This is a genomic window from Flavitalea flava (assembly GCF_054461575.1).
Genome location: NZ_JBTLQH010000004.1, coordinates 95193 through 117539 on the forward strand (window position 1 = coordinate 95193; position 22347 = coordinate 117539).

Below are 22347 nucleotides of genomic sequence, written 5' to 3' on the forward strand. Positions count from 1 at the left end.
CTGTTTCACTTCAACGGAATATCTCTTTTCAGCATATCATCCCTGTTCGCCATTTCCCAGGCAGTATAAAAGACAAGACGGGTTCTTTTTTCCAGCAGGTTATAATTGATCTTATCAGGAGTATCCGATGGCCGGTGATAGTCGGAATGGATCCCGTCGAAATAAAAAATGATAGGAACTCCATTACGGGCAAAATTATAATGATCGCTCCGGTAATAAATCCGTTGAGGGTCTTTGGGATCGTTGTATTTGTAATCCAATTCCAGTTTAGTGTATTTTTTATTTTGAGCGACATTGATGGGATGGAGATCGGAACTTAATTTATCATCGCCTATCACGTACACATAATTGGTAGAATCTCCTTTTTTACGATTCGGGTCGATACGACCGATCATATCGATATTCAGATTGACGGTGGTATTTTCAAGGGGATAGGAAGGATGATCTGTATAATAGGCCGAACCCCACAGTCCATTTTCTTCGCCGGAGTTGGCGAGAAAAAGTACGCTTCGGCGGGGGCCTTTTCCGGCAGTTTTTGCCTCTGCAAATGCCTGAGCCAGTTCCAGCAGACCTACAGTACCCGATCCATCGTCATCGGCCCCATAATAAATAACAGTGTCCATTTTTCCCAAATGATCATAATGTGCGGATAAAACAACCAGTTGATCTTTCAGATCGGTCCCTTCCAGGAATCCGAGTACATCACTTCCCTGTAAGCATTCGATTTGTTTACTGAACTGCAGCAATATATCTGCCGGATAGGACTTAGGCTGGGGGCTTCCGGATCTTGCTATCGCAAAATCGTCGCCCATTACCAGACCTGCAATTTTATCTGAAACGTAAAAGAGGTTGGGGGAGGAAACATCGGTATTTCCTTCCCGGTACAAGGGGCCCTTGTCTCCAAAGGAATTCCTGGGAAAACCACCCTGGATAATGAGCAAGGCGGATGCTCCGTTCCTTCGGGCTGCTTCCACTTTGAAATTGGAGGAAAGATTGCCTCTGTGGAAAGGCGGGGCGCTGGTTCCGGAACCTGTGGACCGTCGGCTTCCGGGCAGACCGTTCAGTATCATGACTATCTTTCCTTTAACATCGAGTCCTTTATAATCGTTCTGAATGGAATCGCTGATCCCGTATCCGGCAAAAATAATTTCACTACCTATCAGGGTGGCCGTATTATTGGAAGAGGCGTTCACCGCAAAATCCTTATTGAGATCAAAAGAATGACCGTTAACCCGGATGCTGCAAGAAGTCAGGGAGTCCTGGAATACCGGGTAAACCATTTGGAAGCTATCTTTATTCCCTGGCTGAAGGCCGATGGACCTGAAATAATTTTCAATATAGGAAGCTGCTTTGCGTTGCCCCCAGGTCGTCGTTTCCCTGCCTTCGAATTCCTTTCCGGCAAAAATGTATAAATGGGTTGCCAGATCGGCGGCTGTTATCGTGGCGGCAAAAGGACGTGGATCGGGAGTCTTTTGAGCATGGACCCATACAGTTGCCAGAATGGAGAGTACTGAAAAAAGCTTTCTCATGAATTTCCTGAATTTTGACGATAAGGCTAAGTTAAGGGATAGATGTATATTGTAGGATAAGAGAATAGTAATAATAGCCTGATAAAAGGGTATAAAACCGGCAAATTGTCAAATGAATACAGATCATTGGATGCTATCAGGGTTGTGGTTTTTATTTGGCCTTGCCCACAGCCTTTTGGCCGCTGAATGGGTTAAGGCATTTTTTGAGGAAAGGATGGGGAAGGGGTTTAGGTATTACCGGTTCCTTTATTCGGTATTTGCCCTGGTCTTTATGCTGGCCATTTTGTGGTGGCAATTTTCCATTCGAAGTTCTCCGGTTGGCTCCTTTCCGGTCATCAGGCTATGGATTGGTTTGCCCGCTGGGGTGGTTGGGGTTGTACTGATGGTTTTCAGTATACATAAATATTTTTTCCATCTGAGCGGGGTTGCGGTATTTTTCAGGGAGCGAGGCAGCGAAGATGAGATAGAAGGCGGACATGGATCACTGGAGACGGGCGGGTTTCATAGATACGTGCGCCATCCTTTATACCTGGGCACCTTATTATTCATCTGGGCGCTGCTCCTGTTCTTCCCTTTCCTGAGTAACCTGATCGCTTGTCTTATGATCACGATATATACTGTATTGGGGGCCTGGCTGGAAGAGCAGAAATTATTGCGTGTTTTTGGTGAACAGTATGCTGTATACCGGCTTAATGTACCCATGCTGGTTCCCGGATTCGGGAAAAGAGCTTCAGGCAGGAAACAGCAGTAGGCTAATTATCCCCCTCGCTAAGCTCCAGCCACCGTAATTCTTTCTCATCCAGCAGGCGGGTAATCTCCCCGCTCCGGAGAGCTAATTTTTGTAACTCATCGAAAGGCGTTTCGCTTTTATTGAGTTTTTGTTCTACATTTTCTTTTTCTTTACCCAGGTCTGCCATTTCTTTTTCCAACAATTCAAACTCTCTTTTTTCCTTATAGGACAACTTCTTTTTTTCCGTAGCAACGGCGGTAGCCGAAGCAGCTTTGGCCGGACTGGCCTTGATATCGGTATCGGAAGCTTTATACCCATCACCGGGCGGCCGGAAGGCGGCATCATCCTTACCAAGTTTAACCCATTCGCGGTATTGGGTATAATTCCCCGGAAAATCACGGGTGACGCCATCTCCTTCCAGAACGAGGAGATGATCTACCAACCGATCCATAAAATAACGGTCATGCGATATGATCAGCAGGCATCCCTGGTAATCACTTAAGAAATTTTCCAAAACACCCAGCGTTGGAAGATCCAGATCATTGGTGGGTTCATCCAGGATAAGGAAGTTGGGATTGCGAAAAAGAATGGACAGGAGATGTAATCTTCTTTTTTCGCCTCCGCTGAGCCTCGATATATAGGTGTATTGTTGTTCAGGTGGGAACAGGAACAGGTTTAAGAATTGGGAGGCACTCATGGTACTGCCATCCGCCAGGGGGAAATGCTCCGCAATATTCTTTACAAACTCGATGACACGCATGTCTTCCTTGACTACAAGCCCTGCCTGTGAGTAGTTGCCGAAGATCACTGTTTCCCCGATATTGACCTTTCCGCTATCGGGTTGTTCGATTCCCTGTAAAATATTGATAAAGGTGGATTTGCCCACTCCGTTCTTTCCGATCACTCCCAGGCGCTCACCTTTTTTAAAAGTATAATCAAAGCCTTTTAAGATGACCTTATCGCCATAACTTTTGTATAGTTTTTTCAGCTCTGCAATTTTTCCTCCGAGGCGGCTCATTTTTACCTGTAACTCTACCTGTTGATCTTCCATCCGCTGTTTGGCTCTTGCCTCAACCACATAAAAATTATCCTGCCGGCTTTTACTTTTAACGGTCCTGGCTTTTGGTTGTTTGCGCATCCATTCCAGTTCTTTTCGATAGGTATTCCGCGCTTTGTCGATGCTGGCCGATTCGTTTTCGATACGGGCGGCTTTTTTTTCTAAAAAATCTGCATAATCCCCTTTTACCACATAAAGACTATTCCCGTCCATTTCCCAGATCTCTTCACTTACGGCGTCCAGAAAGTAGCGGTCGTGCGTTACCAGTAAAAGGGTCACTTTTTCCTGGTTGAGATAATGTTCCAGCCATTCGACCATTTCCACATCCAAATGGTTGGTAGGTTCATCCATTATCAGCAACACATGCTTGTGTTCGAATCCGATATCGATCAATGTTTTGGCGAGAGCTACTCGTTTGCGCTGTCCACCGGATAAAGACCCTGCTGTCTGATGAAGGTGATGAATATTCAGTTTTCCAAGGATCTGTTTGACCTTGGTATCAAAATCCCAGGCATTCAACTCGTCGAGTTTTACGATGGCATCGGTCAATTTGTCAATATCTCCATCGTCGCTGGCCTCTTCATAGGATTTTATAGCATTGATAATGGGGTGATTGTGATGGAAGATATTGTCCAGAATGGATTTTTCTTCTATAAAAACAGGTTCCTGTTCGAACAGGGCAACCGTAACGTCCTTATGGATCCAGACTGTACCCTTTTCGGCGGTTTCCGTACCCGCTAATATCTTCAGCAGGGTTGACTTTCCGCTCCCGTTTCGGGCAACCAGGGCGATCTTGTCGCCTTCTTCAATATGAAAGGTAATATTTTGGAACAGGGGCTTAACGCCGTAAGATTTACTCAATCCTTCTACAGAAACATAATGCATGGCGCGAAGATAAGCAATTGGGGTTAGTTTAGAAAACCGGTAAGATAAAGGCTACCCGTTAAGATTCTGTGGTATCAGCAGAGATCCGGATAGCCTTTATTAAATATCGGTTAACAAAAAAGGGTCAGCGGCTGACCCGTTCTTTCAGGAATTTACGGGCGAAATGGATACGGCTTTTAATAGTCCCCAATGCTATATTCATCCGGTCGGCAATTTCCTGGTATTGGTACCCTTCGAAATACAGGCTGAAAGGCGTCCTCCAGCTATCCGGCAGGGAATGGATCGCAGATAGGATCTCTTTATTTCCCAATCTGCTTTCTGCCAGACTCTGGGTGGCTGGTTCGTAATAAGCATGCTGAGTCCCCTGAACATTGGAAGCGAAGATCTTTTTCTCCCTGCCCCTGCGGCGATAGTTATTGATGAAGGTATTGCGCATTATGGTGAATAGCCAGGCCTGTATATTAGTGCCTTCGTTATATTTATCCCGGTTAGCTAAAGCCCGGTAGATCGTTTCCGAAAGAAGGTCCTTTGCTTCTTCCCCATCGTGGGTAAGAGTGATCGCGTAAGGTTTCAATCTTTCGGTATGGCCGATCAATAATTCATTGAATTCTATTGTGGACATGTGGTTGTTTTTATTATCGGTTATTTACTATGGGATACGGGAAGGGTTAAGCTCCCGTAATTTTTTTATTTAAAAACAGGTAAAAGCCTCCCGGCTTTTACCTGAACGGGCTTTTACTGTTTTTCTTCAGGGCATATTCATCTTCACACATTTTTTAGAGACCAAAAGCATAGGCTGCTCTCAGGCCCAGGTAGTTATTCGTGTTTCCTCCGTTGTAAAAGGAGGACGTGCTTTCAAACCGGAAACCCAGGTCGATATAATTTTTACCTGACAGTTTCAACAAGGCTCCGATCTGCGGTGCGTAGACGAAGGCGGCTGACTTGTTGGAAAGCAGGTCTGATTTATTCGCCAGGAAAGAAGCGCCCGCTTCACCCTGAACATAAAAGATATTCCCGACCGGGAAATACTTCAAACCTGCCTTTACCGGGATCAGCTGCAGGTTCTTGTCCGGGAACTCCGCCTGATCCTTTTTAACAAAAAAATTGTTGTACCCTGCATTAACGGTCACATAAAGGTTTTGAATGACCGGGATATCCACCTGGACGGAGCCCCCGAGACTCCAGTCATATCCTTTGGAAAGATCTCCCAGGGGAACACCGGCCTCAGGTCCAACGCTTAAACGGAATTCCTGTCTGGCGCTTTTCTGTGGTAGCGTCGTCTGGGCTTTCCCTGTCAATGCGAGTGCAACTAAAACTGCTGATAAAATGCCAATCTTGCGTGTCGTTTTCATCTTCTGTTGATTTATGGTTATTAATTATTAAATGCTTCACATTGTGGTAAAAAATATAACATGGGATCGGTCTTACCAGCCGTAATACAGGGATATATTCCCTACGGTGTGGTCATATAATCCTTTCATCATGGGAGAGCTTGAACTTTGAATAAAGGAGACTCCCAGGCGACCCGATGAAACCACGATGCCATAATTAATGGAATAGACCATCCTGTGCAGACCGGGATTAGATTGACTGGCCTCTGCTTCGACGTTTCCGTTTCCATTCTTATTGCCGCTGCCGCCGCTGCCGGGGTTTTTGCCGCCAGGAGCGCCGGTGAAAAGGGCACCTTGCAGCAGGGCATTGGTGAATATCATTTGCACTTCGGGCTTGATGACAAAATTAATCCTGACCTTATCGTTACCGGCTTTATTATGGGTTCTTCTATTATTGTACTGGCTCATAAATCCATCGAAATAAGGGTTCATAATTCCTATCCGGATCAGGGTATAGACAGCCGCTCCGTTGAGCATCGTTCCGAAGAATGCCTGGCCTCCGCCGATCACTTCCCCATAAGGTGCCATAGAACGCCAGGCCACTAATTGTTTTTCCGCGGTAAAGTTGACATTCATCAGGATATCCGTCCCCAGTTGATTGCCCCATCCCATCGGACGCTGATAATTGATTATCCTGTGAACCCAGGTTTGCAGTTGTTGGGCCATAGAGGCCGGCCCCATCACACCCAGGATCAGTTCAGTCTGGAAATCATATTTTTTTACCGGATCATAAGAATAAAGGGTATGGGTTGCGAATAACGCCCCTGAATACGGGTAGTCCTTACTTTGGCGTTCAGTAACAGCGATATCATTTGGCGTAAGCATGATCTGCATGATCCCCCATCCGAAAACATTTACGCTGCTATCGCCGGCTTTTGGCATGAACCGGTCGATGAAGAAGCGGGAAGGGTGTTTTTTCGTATAAAAAAGGTCTATACGGGTACCATTGGTGTAAGCATTGTCTGTGCCTTTGCCGTATATATTAATGAAATCGTTGTCTTCGTAAATACGCAGGAGCCGGGTAGGGGCGTCCTGCATATTTTGTCGGGTAGTCTCTTTATTTTCGGTGGTGTCTTGTTCCACCTGTGCGTAAAGCCTGTCATTCTTTCCTGTAAAAAACAAGAAGAGAAGAAGGATGGGTAAAATTTGTTTCATTGCCTGTCATTTTCTAAAGTTCATCTATTGGTGTGCTAACTGTCTATTGTTGTGTGTACTATTAACTACTGTACAATTGTTGTATATACAGCAGTTAGGGTAAAAAAAATCAACATCCCCCGTCCTTCTTCTCCTGCCTCCTCATTTTGTCTAATAAATCCGCTAATTGTATATATTCCTCGTCTGTCATCCTGGTTTCGTGTTCGAAATGAAATTTGCTCAATTTTTTTTCAATTTTATCCAATAGCTGCTGCCCTTCTTCGGTAAGGCAAATTTCCACTCTGCGGCGGTTGTCTTCACAGGTTTCCCTGGTGACCAATCCCTTCAAACGTAACTTTTCGACTAATCTGGTGGCATTGCTCATCTTATGCATCATTTGCTCCTGAATATTGTAAAGATTACAGGGAGAGCAACTTTGTTTTTTTATAATGTGCAATACATTCACCTGTTGTTCAGAAACTCCGAACGGCTTTAACTGCTCGTTCAGCCGGTCGCTTATCTGGTAACCGGTATAAAGTAAACTAATCAACGCTCTTTTGTAAGGCGCCAGATCTGCAACGATCGTTATTGATTTTATCGATTCTTCCGGGTTCATCCTAATTTCTCCTTTTATACAGTTCCGGATCCTTCCGGAGCTTTATCAGGTTAATTGAGGGGGTTTAATAGTGTATTGACAACTGTTGTCTATACAAATGTAGGACGTTTTTGGAATCCAGCAAATATTTTTTTGAAAACCCCCAAAAGAAATCCTTTCAGGGTTCTTCCTTCAGCATCATTGTTGCTTTTTTACCAGAATGCAACGTGCTGCCAAACAGGGGTAAAAAATCTTATCTTCATCTTACTATGTTTATAATTGACGCACATCTTGATCTTAGCATGAATGCCCTGGAATGGAACAGGGATCTTCGTTTGCCGGTACTGGCAATCCGGGAACGGGAAAAAGGATGGAAAGATAAACCCGATCGCGCAAAAGGAACGGTAGCATTTCCTGAATTACGGAACGCAGGTATCGGTTTGGTCGTAGCCACACAGATCGCGCGTTATGTAGCGCCGGGTAATCCGTTACCCGGCTGGCATTCTCCTGAACAGGCCTGGTCCCAGACACAGGGCCAGTTAGCCTGGTATAAAGCCATGGAGGAAGAAGGGGAAATGATCATGATAAAGGATGCAAAATCGTTGGAAAATCATCTGGTGCTTTGGATGGGAGAACGGGCTAATGATAAAAATGCAGAAGGAGATTTTAAAAAGCCGATCGGTTATATCCTTAGTTTGGAAGGGGCAGATTCCCTGATTGCACTTAACTATTTAGAAAAAGCATATAAATATGGTCTGCGTGCAGTAGGGCCTGCTCATTATGGGCCTGGCCGTTATGCCAATGGTACGGATGCCACCGGCCATCTTGGGAAAGATGGAAAAGAATTGCTGCACGAAATGGAAAAACTGAATATGATCCTGGATGCTACACATCTGTGTGACGATGCTTTTTGGGGCGCGATGGACCTTTTCAACGGATCGATTTGGGCCAGTCATAATAATTGCAGGGCGCTTGTGGACCATAACCGCCAGTTCAGTGATGATATGATCAAGGTCCTGATTGATAAGGGCGCGGTTATTGGCGGCCCCCTGGATGCCTGGATGATGGTCCCTGGCTGGGTAAGGGGAAAATCTACCCCTGAAGCCATGCAATGCAACCTGGAAAAAATGGTCGATCACCTTGACCATATTTGCCAGCTGGCGGGAAATGTTCTGCATGTGGGTATCGGTACCGATCTGGATGGTGGTTATGGAAAGGAACAATGCCCCTATGACCTGGAAACGATTGCCGATCTCCAAAAAATTCCGGATCTGTTAACCGGCAGAGGATATAAACCACAGGACATTGAGAATATACTGCACGGGAACTGGATCAGATTCCTGCGGAAGGCATGGAAGGATTAGTTTTTAATTCTTCAGTATTTTTAAGCAAACGGGACTGGGAACCTGAATCTGCTTGCCGGAAGGCGTCAGCAAACCAGTCTGCGGATCTATCCGGTAGATAACCACATTGTCGGTCCGTTGATTGGCGGCCAGCAGCCAATGACCCGTCGGGTCGATGACAAAATTCCGTGGGCCTTTCCCCAGCGTGGACTGAAATCCTTTCACCGTTAATTTGCCGCTGGCGGAATCGACAGCATAAACCACTATATTATCGGCATCGCCTCTGTTGGAAGCATAGAGATATTTACCACCCGGAGCGACATGGATATCTGCGCTGCCTATATCGCCTGAATAGCCGGCAGGATGAGAACTTATCTGCTGGAACAGGGTAAATTTCCCCTTAGCATAATGGAAGACGTCAACGACTCCGCTCATTTCATTCATCAGGTATACCCAGGGTTTACCGGGATAAAAACTGATATGTCTTGGTCCCGAAGCCGGTTTGATCACCACAGAAGAGTCCTGGAGTGCAGAGAGCGGATGATCAGTTGCTCCGGGATTAAAACGATAAATGGAAAGTTTGTCCAAACCCAGATCGGCTGCTACCAGGAATCGTTGATCCGGAGTAAAAGTCACGGAATGTACATGCGGTTTTTCCTGTCTCGATTTATCGGCTCCTGTTCCGGTATGTTGTATCGACTGCGTTAGGGCGCCGATCGAACCATCTGCCCGTAAAGGAAGAGCGGACAAGCTGCCACCACTATAATTGGCTACCATCAGCCATTTGCGGCCGGCATCCACAGACAAATAACAGGGATCATCTCCGCCGCTCTCCTGTTTGTTCAGGAATTGTAAATGACCGGTAGTTTTATCGAAAGAGAAAGCGCTTACACCACCCGGATTGGTTCCTCCTGTCTCATTGACGGCATATACTGACTTTCCTCCCGGAGAAAGAGCGAGATAAGAGGGATTTTCTGTAACTGCGGTGCTTACGGGTTTAAAATCCCCGGTGGCTGCATTGAACTGATAAACATAGATTCCTTTACTGTGCCCGCTGGTATTTGTATAGGTTCCAATGAACAGGTAATATTTCTGGGCAAGACCTGACAGCGATAATAACAGGACCAATGTTAAAAGGGACAAGCGCATAAAGAGGATGGTATTAAGAAGACAATTTTGAATTGAATGAGCAGCTGCAATTTAAGGATTACCAAACACATCTCCGAATAGAAGTATTGTTTAACTTGGGCTTGATTAATGGTTTGAGTAAAGTTTCATTTTCCCTGCAGAAAGAGGGATTAGGTATAAAATTCGGGATATGAAAAGAAGAAATAAACAGTTTGGGTACTGGTCGTTTTTTTCAATTTTGCTCGTTGGATGCCTGCTGACCGGTATACGGTCAGCCATTGCACAAACACCCGATTCCGTTATACGACCGGGAGAAATATGGCAGGATACCCATACAAACGCTATAAATGCGCATGGAGGTGGGATCCTTTATCATAAGGGCGTTTATTACTGGTATGGGGAGATCAAACAGGGAAAGACCTGGAGGGTGCCCGGCATCACCGACTGGGAAGATTACCGGGTACCGGCAGGTGGAGTATCCTGTTATTCATCAAGAGACCTGCTGAACTGGAAAAAGGAAGGAATAGCCCTGGCCGCCATGGCTGGGAATGGAAGTTCGGATCTTGATACCGGGCGGGTGATCGAAAGGCCAAAAGTTATTTATAACGACCGGACAGGTAAGTTCGTCATGTGGTTGCATATCGATAAGAATGATTATGGGTATGCCAGGGCCGGGGTAGCCGTGAGTGATCGCCCGTCCGGCCCGTTCAGGTATCTGGGCAGTATTCAGCCTAACGGGCAGATGTCAAGGGATATGACACTTTTTCGGGATGATGATGGGAAAGCCTATCTCGTAAGTGCTTCGGAGAATAACCTAACCATGCAGATTTGTCTGCTTTCGGATGATTATTTATCTCCAACGACCCAATACAAACGAATATTGATAGGGGCTCACCGGGAGGCGCCTGCCTTATTCAAATACAAATCTACCTATTACCTTATCACCTCCTTATGTACCGGATGGGACCCTAATGCCGCACTTTTCGCTATAGCCGGTCATCCTCTGGGAGATTGGGTTCAACAGGCGTCCAATCCCTGCACCGGGCCGGGTGCAGACAGCACCTATCACGCTCAAAGCACTTTTGTATTGCCGGTAGCAGGCAAGGAAAATTCTTTTGTTTTTATGGCCGACCGCTGGAATAAGGCCGACCTGGAAGATTCCCGTTATGTCTGGCTGCCCTTAAAGATCGTTGACGGCAAACCGGTCATCGAATGGAAGAAAGAGTGGAAGCCGTAGGGGGGGTATTTTTTTGGGCATGTTATGTTTTGCAAAGAAACATGCCAAAAAATAAGGGACCACGGGTCCCTTGCCCGAAGGGCCATCATTAGATATTTTTTTGTCGGGGTTATTTTTAACAAAAACCCCGACAAAAAAATAGCCCCTATTATTTTTTACAAAAATAGGGGGAAAAAAATAAGAGGACCAAGGGTCCTCTTAAAAGTTGTGTGCAAAAAGACCAGATTTATCGGATCAATTTTACGTTTACTGCGTTCAGGCCTTTTTTCCCGTTCTGAAGATCAAATTCTACGTGATCGTTTTCTTTGATCTGGTCAATCAACCCGCTGGCATGTACAAAGGTTTCTTTGTTGGAATCATCATGCTTGATAAAACCAAATCCTTTGTCTGCGTTGAAAAACTTTACGGTGCCTGTTGTTTTGTTGTCCATCATTAATTGTATTGGTAATAAAATAGGGATGCAAAGTACGACTTTTTTTTGATAGCTCCCGGAATAACTATCCGACCCCCAAAAACCGGGTTTTTACGGTTGAACAGGGGAAAACAGATAGGGAAACTCACGATTTTCCGGGAGGGGGATTTTCCGGGCAAGGTAGTATACTTACGTGAGGGTAAGGGTTTGCCTGTACCGGAATATAAGGTTATCACAAAGGGTAACAGATTGGTCATCTTAAAAATTTGAATTTTCTTTCTGTTGACGCAACTTTGCGCAGTGAATGAATAAATGATCCGGTCTCCTTCATGAAAAACCAAACCGTTAAGAAGTCCGATCCGTCCTGTAAAAACCAAAAATGTCCAATGTCCTATCCTGTTTAGGGCTCTCGCTGTAAAGAACGTCCAATCTTACAGTAAATTCATTACCCCGCACGATATGGTGCGGGGTTTTTGCTTTTTTGTGGCAGGGTAACCATTTATTAAGTATTTTTAGTTCCTAAAATAAATAAATTCCAACATGCGTATTACTCACTTTCTTTCTGCTGCATTGGTATTGGGTATGGCTGCCTGTAACAATGCCGCTGACAGAGCCGCGTCTCCTTCGGACACTACCAAGGCAACTGCGACACCTGACAGCATGAATATGAATCATAGCGTTGATTCCAGTAAATTATCCACAGCTTTGCCCGATGTTCCGGCAGGGGCCAAAGTGTATTTTAAGAACCTAAAGGACGGTGAAAAAGTGAAATCTCCCTTTAAAATAGAAATGGGGGTAGAAGGGTTGAAAATCGATACTGCCGGCGTCATCGTGGCAGGATCGGGGCACCACCATTTATTAATCGATGCCGGGGATTCCATTCCTTCAGGGATTGTAGTGCCGAAGGATGAACATCATCTTCATTTTGGAAAAGGACAAACCAGCACCGAAGTTACCCTGCCAGCCGGGAAACATGTCTTAACTCTTCAATTTGCCGATGGAATACATCGTTCTTACGGAGGTAAACTGGCGACTACCATTAATGTAACTGTACAATAACCCGGATTACCGGATTCAAGGCGTTTTTTTCATTCGTTTACCATTCCGGGCTAACACAAAACCCGCCGGGAGTGGTAAACGTTTTTTTATTTAATCGTAACCCTGTTTAAGACAACCCACGCAACGGAAAGAGCGTAGAAGTTGTCAGGAGTATACTTAATCTAATTTGAAAACTTTACAATTATTAAAAAACGAGAACATGAGAAAGAATAAGTGGACAGCTGCTATTTATTGGACGATTATTTTGGGGATTTTAGGGTTAGGGTTTACCGGTTGTGCAAAGTCGAGTTCTACCAGCACCAACACAGTTGCAACCTTCGTTACAGCTATGAATCTGGCTCCTTATGCCCCATCTACAGAAATTTACCTAAATGGTTCGAAATCAACGGTTGCTATTCCATCAGGTAGTTATCTTAACGGTTATTCGCGGTTAAATCCTGCTATTTACGACATTCAATTCAAAGTTGCCGGATCCGATAGTTTGCTGGCCCAGATTCCGGCCTCTATATACGATTCGGTTAAATTCTATACCCTTTTACTTTACAACACCACAGTTAATGGAACTGCCAAAGCAGCGAAAATAGCGGATGATTTCAGCAATATTACCACGGCGAGTGGATTTTACCGGTTTTTTAATATGTGTCCAGACGCTCCTCTTGTAGACTTCTATTTGAATACTACCGTGAGTGATCCTAACCGTGCTGTTGCGGATAATGTATCCCGTACAAGTCTGAATTTGTTCAAACCGGTCAATCCAGCCAGTTATACACTGAAAGTAAAGGTTGCCGGAACGGATTCGGTCCTGGCTACCATGACCGATTTTAACCCAGCCGCTGCTAATGCATATACCATTTTTTTTACAGGGAAACCAAATAACACCACTAATCCGTTGTCTATCAAGGTGTTTAGGGCTGTTTATTAAAGCAAATCTAAAGAAGGGATTTGTTTGAGTGATCGGGAAAATTATTCCGGGTTAGTACGCCGGGGGTCTGAATCAGAGATCTCCGGCTTTTTTGTGTCCACTTTACGTCCTTTTAACCACAACGAAGTGAGCCTGGCAACACCTTGTGATATTTCTTGAACATGATAATAAAGGAACTGACTTTTTCATAGCCAAGCATATAGGCTGTTTCAGACACATTCATTTTTTTCTCTTTAAGTAACCATTTGGCCAGGTCCATTTTTTTACCCAGGTAATATTCATATATGGTCTTTCCATATGTTGCTTTAAAATGTCTTTTTAAAGTGGACTCGCTCAAGGCAAATTCTTTAGCCAATTGTTTCTGGGATGGCAGCCTGTTTTCCAGATTTCGAACCAATCTTTGTTCTACCTGTCGTATGGTTTGTATATAATACGTTTCCCGGATCGGTAATTTGGTTATCGTTTCTTCAGGGAGGTTCTTAAAAACATTGGACAGGAGCATTAGTGCTCTTGACCGTACCAGTAACAAATCTGACATTGGTTTATTCAATTCAGCTTCTATTTCCCTAAGCAAATTTTCATCATCCGTCCTGGTTAGTTCGGTAAGGAAAGGAAGACCATTATCCCCGGATATTAAATTGTCCGCTACCAGGCCACCGGTAAAGGTTTCAATTTTCTTTTCCATCCCTGTCATATTAGACGATAGCCATTTCTGTGAGAACAGAAGTTCGATAGTTTGTGAAAGGCTCCTTTCCGGGATCCGGACGGAAATTCGAATATTATTTGACGTTAAAAAAATTGTGTTGGAATAACCTTTCCACCCTGAAGGATTAGGAAAAGGGTTGGCCGTTTGCGGGGAATATGGAGTCAACAGGAAGGACAAAGCAAAAATAATATCGCTATCCGGTTGTTTTTCCTGGCGAAGGATCTCAATATCTTCATAATAGGCTATCCGGAAGTACCTCAGATATAAACCTGTCTCCAGAAATACACTTTTTATTACACCGCTTCCTCTATGCTGGGGAATATGTAAGGTATTGTTTGTAATCGAAGCTGGTAGTTGTTTCGAAAGGGATAGGAAACCGGATTCCAGATTGTCATCTCTTACTATGAAACGATGCATGGGCAGGCCATGAGGTGGTTATGGATAGAATCTGAATTTAAAAGTATGCAACGCATATACGAAATTCATCCGGAAATAGATTTTAGAACTTTTTTTTGACTGGAATAAGGTATATTTTGATTTATTATGGGATAGTTAATCGATAAAACAAGTTTAACTTTACTTTATAGATTTTACAATTCCATTATCTGAATTCCTTTGAATGATCATTATCCGATATCTTTCATCATATATCGTTGAGAGATCTTTTTTTTTCGATCCCTTGGAACACCTTCCTCAATTCTACTGGCAGTCTTTGATTAGTAACCGATCAATCATGAATGATTAAATGATTGAAATGGACCTTATATAAATAAAAAAACCTGGCCTTTATGTTAAGGGCCAGGTTTTTTTATTTTATCCTTTTTAATTCGCCAATATCTCTTCTGCATAAGAGCTGACAGGCTCACAAGTGCAGATCAGGTTACGGTCACCATAGGTATTATTTACCCGGGCGATGCTGGGCCAGAATTTGTTTTCTTTTACATAAGGCAAAGGGAAGGCAGCCTGGGAACGGCTATAAGCATGGTTCCATTCGTCTGCACAGATTACATGTTGAGTGTGCGGTGCATTTTTCAGGGCATTATCCACCTTATCCGATTTTCCTTCTTCGATAGCTTTAATCTCCTGGAAAATGCTGATCATAGCATCACAAAAACGATCCAACTCCGCTTTGTTTTCGCTTTCGGTAGGCTCGATCATCACCGTACCCGGAACCGGAAAACTGAGCGTGGGGGCATGAAACCCATAATCCATCAGGCGTTTGGCTACGTCTTCTGCTTCGATACCTGCACTAGCCTTGAATGGCCGGAGATCGACGATGAACTCATGGGCGCAGGTGCCGTTGCTTCCACTATAAAGGATCGGATATTGTTTTTCCAATCTTGCCTTCATGTAGTTGGCATTGAGGATGGCATACCTGGTTGCATTGGTTAACCCTTCTGCCCCCAGCATTTTAATATAGGCATAACTGATCAGCAAAATGCTGGCAGAGCCATAAGGGGCTGCAGAAACGGCATTAGGCAGATATGGCTTTAGTTTTTCATTGACACAAATCGGCCCCATTCCCGGACCGCCGCCGCCATGAGGTATGGAGAAGGTCTTATGCAGATTCAGGTGACAGACATCTGCTCCAATCTGACCGGGGCTGGTAAGTCCGACCTGGGCATTCATATTAGCGCCATCCATATAAACGAGTCCTCCGTTGTCATGTATGGTACTACAAATTTCTTTTATGCTCTCTTCAAATACACCATGGGTCGAAGGGTATGTCACCATCAGTCCCGCAAGCCGGTCTTTATATTGTTCGGCTTTGGCTTTCAGGTCAATGGTGTCGATATGACCATCCTCATCACTTTTTACCACTACCACCTTCATGCCCGCCATAACGGCGCTGGCAGGGTTGGTTCCGTGAGCGGAAATAGGGATAAGTATTACATTCCGGTGAGCTTCCTTTCTGGCTTCGTGATAAGATCGAATGGTCAGGAGCCCCGCATATTCTCCCTGAGCACCGCTGTTTGGTTGAAGGGAGGTCGCTACGAAGCCGGTGATCTCGCTTAACCACCTTTCGAGTTCTGTCAGGATCCGGCGATACCCGTTCCATTGGTCTGCCGGTGCAAAGGGATGCAGTTTACCAAACTCCGGCCAGCTAACCGGGATCAATTCGGATGCCGCATTCAGCTTCATCGTGCAGGAACCGAGTGAGATCATGGAGGTGTTAAGGGAAAGATCCTTGTTCTCCAGGCTCCTCAGGTAGCGCATCATTTCTGTTTCGCTATGATGGGTATTAAAAACGGGATGCGTCAGGAATTCCGAAGTCCGCGTAGCGGAGGATGGAATATTATCCAGGCTGTCATCAACATCGAAAGTGGCAGAGACCAGGTCCAGACCGGCTGCATCTGTAAATACGGAAAGGATTTGAATGACATCATGCTGCGTAGTCGTTTCATCCAGGGTGATTCCGATATGATGGTCCTCTGAATAAAGGAAATTGATACCTCTTTCTTCCGCAAACTCCCTGATCTTTACGGCATCCGCCACTTTAAGGCGGATGGTATCGAAATAAAATTCATTTAAGTTGGGGTGCCCCAATCCTTCCAGTTCATGGGAAAGGGTTCGTGTCAGGGTGCTTACCCGTTTAGCAATCCGGGTCAGGCCCTCCGGACCATGGTAGACGGCGTACATGGCAGCCATGTTGGCTAACAGCGCCTGGGCTGTACAGATATTGGAGGTAGCCTTTTCCCGTTTGATATGTTGTTCCCTTGTCTGCAAAGCCATACGCAGCGCGCGGTTGCCTTGTGCATCTATGCTGACTCCAATGATACGGCCCGGGATGGATCGTTTGAAATCATCCCTGGCGGCGAAAAATGCAGCATGTGGCCCTCCGAATCCCATAGGGACGCCCAAACGTTGGGAGGAACCAATGGCTGCATCGGCCCCCAATTCGCCCGGAGGAGCGAGCAGCGTCAGGGCCAGCAGATCTGTGGCCATTACCACAAAGGCGCCTGCCTGGTGAACCATATTTATAAATGAACGATAGTCTGAAATGGCCCCGTCACTACCCGGATATTGCACCAGGGCGCCGAAATAAGAACCGTCTATCTCCGCATCCCGGAAGTCTCCGTAAACCAGCTCGATCCCTACAGGCTGAGCTCTGGTGATCAGGATGTTTTTGGTCTGGGGGAAAATATTCTTATCGACAAAAAACTTTGGAACCGTGATATGATCGTGGTCTTTGTTCTTCAGGTTAAAAAACATGGTCATTGCTTCTGCGGCGGCAGTTCCTTCATCCAGCAAAGAGGCATTGGCCAGAGGGAGGGCGGTCAGATCCGCCACCAGGGTCTGAAAATTCAGCAGGCTTTCCAGGCGGCCTTGTGAGATCTCGGCCTGGTAAGGGGTATATTGGGTATACCATCCCGGGTTTTCGAAAACATTTCGTAAAATGACGCTAGGTACGATGGTATCATAATACCCCTGTCCGATATACGATTTGTATACCTTATTCAAAGCCGCAACCTGCCTGAGGTCGTTAAGGTACTGATACTCGCTTACCGGGCCTGGAATAGCCAATGGTTTTCTGCTCCGGATAGAGCCAGGTATCGTTTTGTCAATAAGTTCTTCCAGTGAACGGACCCCGATGGTTTTAAGCATCTGGCTGGTTTCCTGATCGTTGGGCCCAATATGACGTTCTGCAAATTCATTCGCCTGTTGTTCGAATAGATTCATACTAATTAGAGGTTGACCGTTTAAAAAAGATGGGCAAAGTTACGGCGATAGTGCGAAAAAACAGCGAATTGAAGAAGGTGGTTATCCTGATTTTTGAAAATGGTAAGGCTAACGGTCTCAATAGGTTATAAGGGCCTGGCCGATGAGAGGTGAATAAAAAGTGAATAAAAGAGAAGAAAAAATAAAGCCCTTTCTATGACTAGAAAGGGCTCTTTAAAAACCCCTAAACCCTAAAACTTGATGCTAAACTTGTTGTGTAAATATTAATTTCTTATACCCCTGCTGCAAATTTACTGCAGAAATGGGGTAATGAAGAAAAGTACATATTAAAATTAAATTAAAACTGTATTAAGGTATAACTGGAAAATAACAGGAGAGGAGTCCGCGTGGAAAAGGAGAGGGATTATCTATTATCTATCGTTCGGACAATCTGGTGATTGTAAAATCCTCTGCATCCCGCATCTGGTCGCTGGTGAGCCGACTGCCATCGTGGCTCCATCCGGGAGGGCCGAATACATAGTTCCATTTTTCCTTCCAGCCGATATCCTCGCGCGAGAGGTCTTTTCCGATATCGTTCCATTCATGAAAAATAATCTTGCCGGTTGTCGTCTTTTCAAGCGGCTTTGTCAGACCGTATTTTTTGGTCTGATATTCTTCGGCAGTCAATTCGGGCTGAAAGGTACCGAATAACTGATCCCAGATTATAAGGAACATACCCATGTTCTTATCCAGGTATTTCGGATTGGAGGCATGATGTACCCGGTGATGAGAGGGGGTCACCAGGATATATTCCAGCCATCCCATTTTATTGATCAGTTCGGTATGTACGAAAATGCCCCAGATTTGTGTGGCGGAATAGATGAATATAATGTCCAGCGGTTTGAAACCGCATAAGGCCAGGGGAATAAAATAAACAAAACGATACAATGGCTGAAAAACAGATGACCGGAACCCTACCGTAAAATTCATGTGTTCAGAAGAATGATGAGTTACATGCACTGCCCAAAAAAGACGGATCTCATGGTCCCAGCGATGTAACCAGTAATAAAGGAAATCTTCGGCTAAAATCAACATGAACCAATAAGAAAAAACATGCGTGACGGAGAGCAGGTGATGCCGGTAAAAATAATCCAGAATAAATAGATATACTGTCCGGAAAAGAAGGTCAAGGCTGCCATTCAGCAACATGAGGTAAATATTGGTCAGGGTATCTTTCCAGGAGTACAACTTCCGATGTCTGTAGTTGCTCAACAGGATTTCCAGCCCTATGACAATTAGGTATAGAGGTGTACTTACAAGAATGAGCATCTGTTCCCTGAATGTTTCCATCTGACGCAAATCTAATTGAAAATAGCCGGTATTTATCCTTCGCCAACCCTAATTGGCCGATCTTTGCCACCAGTTAACACTAATTGGCCAATCCTGACCCGAAATAACGTTAATTGAACGATCTTCGTATCCTGTATTTGTTAATTAGATATTAATTACCGGTAGATGTTAATAACAGATAGATATTTATTAATAGCAGGGAGGGAAGAAAAATTGTATGAGCGATATATTACATAACTGGGAAAAGAAATCCTGGGAACACCAGAAACAGTACAAACGTTTTTTGCAAAAAGCGGATAAAAACAAGGTGTTGAAACAATTACCCGATCTCCATGAAGAGGCTTTTGAGCGGGTCGATTGCCTTCAATGCGCCAATTGCTGCAAGAATTATTCTCCCCGGTTCAAAGGCCCGGATATAAAAAGGATTGCCAAACACCTGAAGATCCGCGAAACGGAACTGATCGACCGTTATCTTCGGATAGATGAAGACGGTGATTATGTGGCGAAGACCTTACCATGCCCTTTTTTAGGAAATGATAATTATTGCAGCATCTATACAGCAAGACCTTCGGATTGCGAACGGTTTCCTTATACCGATGAGGATATCCTTTTAAAGAGACCGGCCATTACGCAAAAAAATTCAACCTTTTGCCCGATCGTTTATTTTGTTTTGGAAAAATTAATGGATACCGGAGGCTGATAGCTAATATTCCATCTTCCGCAGACTTGGTGCCCTGAACCAGGTGCCGACGACTACAGCAATGGTCATGCATCCTCCGAAAACTACAGATGGAACCACCCCCAGCAGCCTGGCCATCACTCCGCTTTCAAACTGGCCCAGCTCATTACTGGAGTTGATGAACATGGAGTTGACAGATGAAACCCGGCCCCGCATCGCATCGGGTGTTTTTAATTGCAGGATAGTGCTTCGCACGACTACACTGATACCATCCAGCAGACCGCAGAAGAGCAGGGCGGCAAAGGATAAAAAATACCATTGGGAAAGCCCGAATAAGATGATGCTGGCGCCGAACCCTGCCACGGCATACATCAGGATGAGCCCTTGCCGGCGATGCAGGGGATTCAGGGTAAGAAAAAGAATGGTGGTTATCGACCCAATGTCAGATGCGGCATTCAGCCAGCCAAAGCCCTCCGGGCCCACCTTCAGGATATCCCTTGCATATACCGGGATCAGGGCTGCCGCACCCCCGAAAAGTACGGCGAACAGATCGAGGGCCATCGCTCCCAACACCTCCCTCGTGTGATAAACAAAACGCAAACCTTCCTTTATACTCTCCCATGGCTTTATTTCGGAATTGACCACCATGATCTTTTTTGGGGCCAGCGCGGAGATGAAATATAAGGCAATCATCACATAAACCCCTACCATGCAAAACGAAAAAAGATAAGTCGTGTGCGCGATCAGAAAACCTGCGGTCGCATGACCGAGAACCGAAGCCAACAAAAATGCGCTCGAATTTAGTGTTACGGCTCCGGGTAACTGCGGCCGGGGAACGATCTGGGCGATTATGGCATTCAGCGCCGGTCCTGCAAAGGCGCGGATAATACCGGAACAAAAAATGATCGAATAGGTCAGCCACTGGATCCAATGTCCTCCCAGAGACCGGATCACTGTTCCGGTTGAAATAGTGAGGAGACATCCTACACAAATAAGGTAACAAAAAGTAGTGAACAAAAGGAGAGCCCTTTTATCGCTTTTGTCGATTACATGACCGGCATAAAGAGCCAGGCAGAACGCAGGAAGGAATTCGGACAGACCGATCAGGCCTATCGCAAAAGGATTGTGGGTGATCTCATAAATTCGCCATCCTACGATGGTAGTCACCATTCGCAGGGCCATAACATAGAAAAAACGGGCGGTAATAAAATGCCGGTATTCGGGAATACGAAGTACTTCCAGTGCTGATTGTCTTCGTTCATTCATAGCTGCTTATTTATAACAGGGCAACCTTACATCAGGGCAGCGTAAAGTAATGCTGTCCGGGGCCCAGGTCTTTTTCCAGGGCGTCTAGTACAACCTCCATATGTTTTTCATTACCCAGAAAGTCTGCGTTGCCGGCGTCTATAAAAATAGTTTTTATATTATGCTGTTTGATATAGTTGATATAGGCTTCCTGGATATTGAACAGATACCCGTCCTGGATTGATTGCTCATAAGGCCTGTTCCGCTTCTTTATATTCCCCTGCAATTTATTAACAGAGGCATGGAGATAGATGAGAATATCAGGTTGGACCAATTGCTGATGTATGATGTCGAATAATTTCTGGTATAAATGGAATTCCTGCCCGGGCAGGTTAACCTTCGCGAATAACAGGCATTTGGTGAAAAGGTAATCCGTTACCGTGATATGCTGGAACAGGTCCTTGGTATGAACCAGCTCTTTTAGTTGTTTGTAACGCTCTGCCATAAAAAAGAGCTCCAGGGGGAAGGCATATTGTTCCGGATTCTCATAAAATTTGGGCAAAAAGGGATTATCGGCGAACTGCTCGACGATCAGCCGGGCATTGAACCGTTTGGCCAACAAGTGGGCCAGCGTTGTTTTTCCTGCTCCGATATTCCCTTCTATTGTAATAAAGTGATGATTCATACTCATGGGCAATGCAAAGAAAAACTAAAGGATTAATCTTTTAGCGAAAAGAATTAAATAATCGGAACAATTTTTTTCACATCCAGTTTGTCCTGGCAATCCTTAAGCAAACGGGTAATCGTTTTGTTAAATACCGGGTGCTGCCATTGCGGAGCGATCTCCTCCATCGGCACCAGGGCAAAACGCCGGTTTTGAATTTCCGGATGGGGAACCACCAATTGAGGTAAGGTGATTATCTCCTTATTAAAAAAAAGGATATCTATATCGATGGTTCTTGCCCCGTATTTTTCTTCCCTCCTGCGACCCATGGCCAATTCGATCTTTAAAAGTTCAGCCAGCAGGGCAGGCGCGTCTAAAACGGTGCAGATCAAAAGGGCCTGGTTAAGGAAAGCCGGCTGATCCGTTTTACCCCAGGCGGCCGTCTCATAAACGGAAGAATGCTCCGGGATGGTACAGCCCGATCCGGTAATCCTTTCCCTGGCCTTTGCCAGTTGGTCCATTCTGTCTCCTTGATTGCCACCTATCAATAAATATGATATGTTCATAGATTCGTTGCTTTCCGGGGCCTAAATATCCTTACTTTCGGGGCCCAAATATCTT

Annotated in this window: 20 protein-coding genes; 6 read left to right on the forward strand and 14 right to left on the reverse strand. The window is 45.1% G+C overall.

Features of this window, described 5'->3' with window-relative positions:
* Window positions 1-5: 5 nt before the first annotated feature.
* On the reverse strand, window positions 6-1529 hold the full coding sequence (locus ACX0G9_RS06230; RefSeq protein WP_459064004.1) for a M28 family peptidase: 1524 nt from the start codon (window positions 1527-1529) through the stop codon (window positions 6-8).
* Between the two features lie 112 nt (window positions 1530-1641).
* On the opposite strand from ACX0G9_RS06230, the gene ACX0G9_RS06235 reads away from it, so the two are divergent.
* The gene (locus ACX0G9_RS06235; protein ID WP_459064005.1) at window positions 1642-2280 is read left to right on the forward strand and encodes a methyltransferase family protein; all 639 of its coding nucleotides are present in this window, start codon (window positions 1642-1644) and stop codon (window positions 2278-2280) included.
* A gap of 1 nt (window position 2281) precedes the next feature.
* Here the strand turns inward: ACX0G9_RS06235 and ACX0G9_RS06240 are convergent, their stop codons facing one another.
* The 5 genes from ACX0G9_RS06240 to ACX0G9_RS06260 all read right to left on the reverse strand — a co-directional run bounded on the left by ACX0G9_RS06240 (window position 2282) and on the right by ACX0G9_RS06260 (window position 7342).
* Window positions 2282-4201 carry an ABC-F family ATP-binding cassette domain-containing protein gene (locus ACX0G9_RS06240; protein WP_459064006.1) on the reverse strand — a complete coding sequence of 640 codons (1920 nt, stop codon included), beginning with the start codon at window positions 4199-4201 and terminating at the stop codon, window positions 2282-2284.
* Window positions 4202-4325: 124 nt separating this feature from the next.
* A complete protein-coding gene (locus ACX0G9_RS06245) occupies window positions 4326-4823 on the reverse strand; it encodes an RNA polymerase sigma factor (protein ID WP_459064007.1) in 498 nt (165 codons plus the stop codon).
* Between the two features lie 154 nt (window positions 4824-4977).
* On the reverse strand, window positions 4978-5553 hold the full coding sequence (locus tag ACX0G9_RS06250; protein ID WP_459064008.1) for a hypothetical protein: 576 nt from the start codon (window positions 5551-5553) through the stop codon (window positions 4978-4980).
* A 72-nt stretch (window positions 5554-5625) separates the two neighbouring features.
* Entirely contained in the window at window positions 5626-6747 is a 1122-nt protein-coding gene (locus tag ACX0G9_RS06255; protein WP_459064009.1) for a lipid A-modifier LpxR family protein, read from the reverse strand.
* Window positions 6748-6856: 109 nt separating this feature from the next.
* Window positions 6857-7342 carry a MarR family winged helix-turn-helix transcriptional regulator gene (locus tag ACX0G9_RS06260; protein WP_459064010.1) on the reverse strand — a complete coding sequence of 162 codons (486 nt, stop codon included), beginning with the start codon at window positions 7340-7342 and terminating at the stop codon, window positions 6857-6859.
* 248 nt (window positions 7343-7590) lie between these two features.
* Between ACX0G9_RS06260 and ACX0G9_RS06265 the strand changes: the two genes are divergently transcribed.
* Window positions 7591-8685 carry a dipeptidase gene (locus ACX0G9_RS06265; RefSeq protein WP_459064011.1) on the forward strand — a complete coding sequence of 365 codons (1095 nt, stop codon included), beginning with the start codon at window positions 7591-7593 and terminating at the stop codon, window positions 8683-8685.
* Window positions 8686-8688: 3 nt separating this feature from the next.
* Here the strand turns inward: ACX0G9_RS06265 and ACX0G9_RS06270 are convergent, their stop codons facing one another.
* Window positions 8689-9813 (reverse strand): lactonase family protein, encoded by a 1125-nt coding sequence (locus ACX0G9_RS06270; protein WP_459064012.1) that lies wholly within the window; start codon window positions 9811-9813, stop codon window positions 8689-8691.
* A gap of 169 nt (window positions 9814-9982) precedes the next feature.
* Between ACX0G9_RS06270 and ACX0G9_RS06275 the strand changes: the two genes are divergently transcribed.
* Window positions 9983-11029: a glycoside hydrolase family 43 protein gene (locus ACX0G9_RS06275; RefSeq protein ID WP_459064013.1), complete on the forward strand. Its 1047-nt coding sequence runs from the start codon at window positions 9983-9985 to the stop codon at window positions 11027-11029.
* Between the two features lie 226 nt (window positions 11030-11255).
* On the opposite strand, the gene ACX0G9_RS06280 is transcribed toward ACX0G9_RS06275, so the two are convergent.
* The gene (locus tag ACX0G9_RS06280) at window positions 11256-11462 is read right to left on the reverse strand and encodes a cold-shock protein (RefSeq protein ID WP_459064014.1); all 207 of its coding nucleotides are present in this window, start codon (window positions 11460-11462) and stop codon (window positions 11256-11258) included.
* Window positions 11463-11981: 519 nt separating this feature from the next.
* On the opposite strand from ACX0G9_RS06280, the gene ACX0G9_RS06285 reads away from it, so the two are divergent.
* Together ACX0G9_RS06285 and ACX0G9_RS06290 are read left to right on the forward strand one after the other, a co-directional pair.
* Window positions 11982-12500 (forward strand): DUF4399 domain-containing protein, encoded by a 519-nt coding sequence (locus tag ACX0G9_RS06285; RefSeq protein ID WP_459064015.1) that lies wholly within the window; start codon window positions 11982-11984, stop codon window positions 12498-12500.
* A gap of 199 nt (window positions 12501-12699) precedes the next feature.
* Window positions 12700-13422: a DUF4397 domain-containing protein gene (locus ACX0G9_RS06290; protein ID WP_459064016.1), complete on the forward strand. Its 723-nt coding sequence runs from the start codon at window positions 12700-12702 to the stop codon at window positions 13420-13422.
* 112 nt (window positions 13423-13534) lie between these two features.
* Here the strand turns inward: ACX0G9_RS06290 and ACX0G9_RS06295 are convergent, their stop codons facing one another.
* The 3 genes from ACX0G9_RS06295 to ACX0G9_RS06305 form a co-directional block, all read right to left on the reverse strand.
* Window positions 13535-14545: a helix-turn-helix domain-containing protein gene (locus ACX0G9_RS06295; RefSeq protein ID WP_459064017.1), complete on the reverse strand. Its 1011-nt coding sequence runs from the start codon at window positions 14543-14545 to the stop codon at window positions 13535-13537.
* A gap of 405 nt (window positions 14546-14950) precedes the next feature.
* Window positions 14951-17809, reverse strand: a complete 2859-nt coding sequence (gene gcvP, locus ACX0G9_RS06300) for an aminomethyl-transferring glycine dehydrogenase (protein ID WP_459064018.1) — start codon at window positions 17807-17809, stop codon at window positions 14951-14953.
* 414 nt (window positions 17810-18223) lie between these two features.
* The gene (locus ACX0G9_RS06305; protein WP_459064019.1) at window positions 18224-19138 is read right to left on the reverse strand and encodes a sterol desaturase family protein; all 915 of its coding nucleotides are present in this window, start codon (window positions 19136-19138) and stop codon (window positions 18224-18226) included.
* A gap of 217 nt (window positions 19139-19355) precedes the next feature.
* Here ACX0G9_RS06305 and ACX0G9_RS06310 point away from each other — a divergent pair, with 217 nt between their 5' ends.
* Entirely contained in the window at window positions 19356-19838 is a 483-nt protein-coding gene (locus ACX0G9_RS06310) for a YkgJ family cysteine cluster protein (protein WP_459064020.1), read from the forward strand.
* A gap of 3 nt (window positions 19839-19841) precedes the next feature.
* Here the strand turns inward: ACX0G9_RS06310 and ACX0G9_RS06315 are convergent, their stop codons facing one another.
* Genes ACX0G9_RS06315 through folK form a run of 3 tightly spaced genes read right to left on the reverse strand, consistent with a single transcriptional unit; the run spans window position 19842 to window position 22292 of the window.
* Entirely contained in the window at window positions 19842-21083 is a 1242-nt protein-coding gene (locus tag ACX0G9_RS06315; protein WP_459064021.1) for an MFS transporter, read from the reverse strand.
* 31 nt (window positions 21084-21114) lie between these two features.
* Window positions 21115-21747: a deoxynucleoside kinase gene (locus ACX0G9_RS06320; RefSeq protein WP_459064022.1), complete on the reverse strand. Its 633-nt coding sequence runs from the start codon at window positions 21745-21747 to the stop codon at window positions 21115-21117.
* Between the two features lie 53 nt (window positions 21748-21800).
* Window positions 21801-22292 carry a 2-amino-4-hydroxy-6-hydroxymethyldihydropteridine diphosphokinase gene (folK, locus tag ACX0G9_RS06325; protein WP_459064023.1) on the reverse strand — a complete coding sequence of 164 codons (492 nt, stop codon included), beginning with the start codon at window positions 22290-22292 and terminating at the stop codon, window positions 21801-21803.
* Window positions 22293-22347 lie beyond the last annotated feature (55 nt).

What these genes read in the sequence shown, in the direction of transcription:
- ACX0G9_RS06230 (WP_459064004.1), bottom strand. Translation starts at nt 1,529, where the DNA reads ATGAGAAAGCTTTTTTCAGTACTCTCCATTCTGGCAACTGTATGGGTC.
- ACX0G9_RS06235 (WP_459064005.1), top strand. Translation starts at nt 1,642, where the DNA reads ATGAATACAGATCATTGGATGCTATCAGGGTTGTGGTTTTTATTTGGC.
- ACX0G9_RS06240 (WP_459064006.1), bottom strand. Translation starts at nt 4,201, where the DNA reads ATGCATTATGTTTCTGTAGAAGGATTGAGTAAATCTTACGGCGTTAAG.
- ACX0G9_RS06245 (WP_459064007.1), bottom strand. Translation starts at nt 4,823, where the DNA reads ATGTCCACAATAGAATTCAATGAATTATTGATCGGCCATACCGAAAGA.
- ACX0G9_RS06250 (WP_459064008.1), bottom strand. Translation starts at nt 5,553, where the DNA reads ATGAAAACGACACGCAAGATTGGCATTTTATCAGCAGTTTTAGTTGCA.
- ACX0G9_RS06255 (WP_459064009.1), bottom strand. Translation starts at nt 6,747, where the DNA reads ATGAAACAAATTTTACCCATCCTTCTTCTCTTCTTGTTTTTTACAGGA.
- ACX0G9_RS06260 (WP_459064010.1), bottom strand. Translation starts at nt 7,342, where the DNA reads ATGAACCCGGAAGAATCGATAAAATCAATAACGATCGTTGCAGATCTG.
- ACX0G9_RS06265 (WP_459064011.1), top strand. Translation starts at nt 7,591, where the DNA reads ATGTTTATAATTGACGCACATCTTGATCTTAGCATGAATGCCCTGGAA.
- ACX0G9_RS06270 (WP_459064012.1), bottom strand. Translation starts at nt 9,813, where the DNA reads ATGCGCTTGTCCCTTTTAACATTGGTCCTGTTATTATCGCTGTCAGGT.
- ACX0G9_RS06275 (WP_459064013.1), top strand. Translation starts at nt 9,983, where the DNA reads ATGAAAAGAAGAAATAAACAGTTTGGGTACTGGTCGTTTTTTTCAATT.
- ACX0G9_RS06280 (WP_459064014.1), bottom strand. Translation starts at nt 11,462, where the DNA reads ATGATGGACAACAAAACAACAGGCACCGTAAAGTTTTTCAACGCAGAC.
- ACX0G9_RS06285 (WP_459064015.1), top strand. Translation starts at nt 11,982, where the DNA reads ATGCGTATTACTCACTTTCTTTCTGCTGCATTGGTATTGGGTATGGCT.
- ACX0G9_RS06290 (WP_459064016.1), top strand. Translation starts at nt 12,700, where the DNA reads ATGAGAAAGAATAAGTGGACAGCTGCTATTTATTGGACGATTATTTTG.
- ACX0G9_RS06295 (WP_459064017.1), bottom strand. Translation starts at nt 14,545, where the DNA reads ATGCATCGTTTCATAGTAAGAGATGACAATCTGGAATCCGGTTTCCTA.
- gcvP (WP_459064018.1), bottom strand. Translation starts at nt 17,809, where the DNA reads ATGAATCTATTCGAACAACAGGCGAATGAATTTGCAGAACGTCATATT.
- ACX0G9_RS06305 (WP_459064019.1), bottom strand. Translation starts at nt 19,138, where the DNA reads ATGGAAACATTCAGGGAACAGATGCTCATTCTTGTAAGTACACCTCTA.
- ACX0G9_RS06310 (WP_459064020.1), top strand. Translation starts at nt 19,356, where the DNA reads ATGAGCGATATATTACATAACTGGGAAAAGAAATCCTGGGAACACCAG.
- ACX0G9_RS06315 (WP_459064021.1), bottom strand. Translation starts at nt 21,083, where the DNA reads ATGAATGAACGAAGACAATCAGCACTGGAAGTACTTCGTATTCCCGAA.
- ACX0G9_RS06320 (WP_459064022.1), bottom strand. Translation starts at nt 21,747, where the DNA reads ATGAATCATCACTTTATTACAATAGAAGGGAATATCGGAGCAGGAAAA.
- folK (WP_459064023.1), bottom strand. Translation starts at nt 22,292, where the DNA reads ATGAACATATCATATTTATTGATAGGTGGCAATCAAGGAGACAGAATG.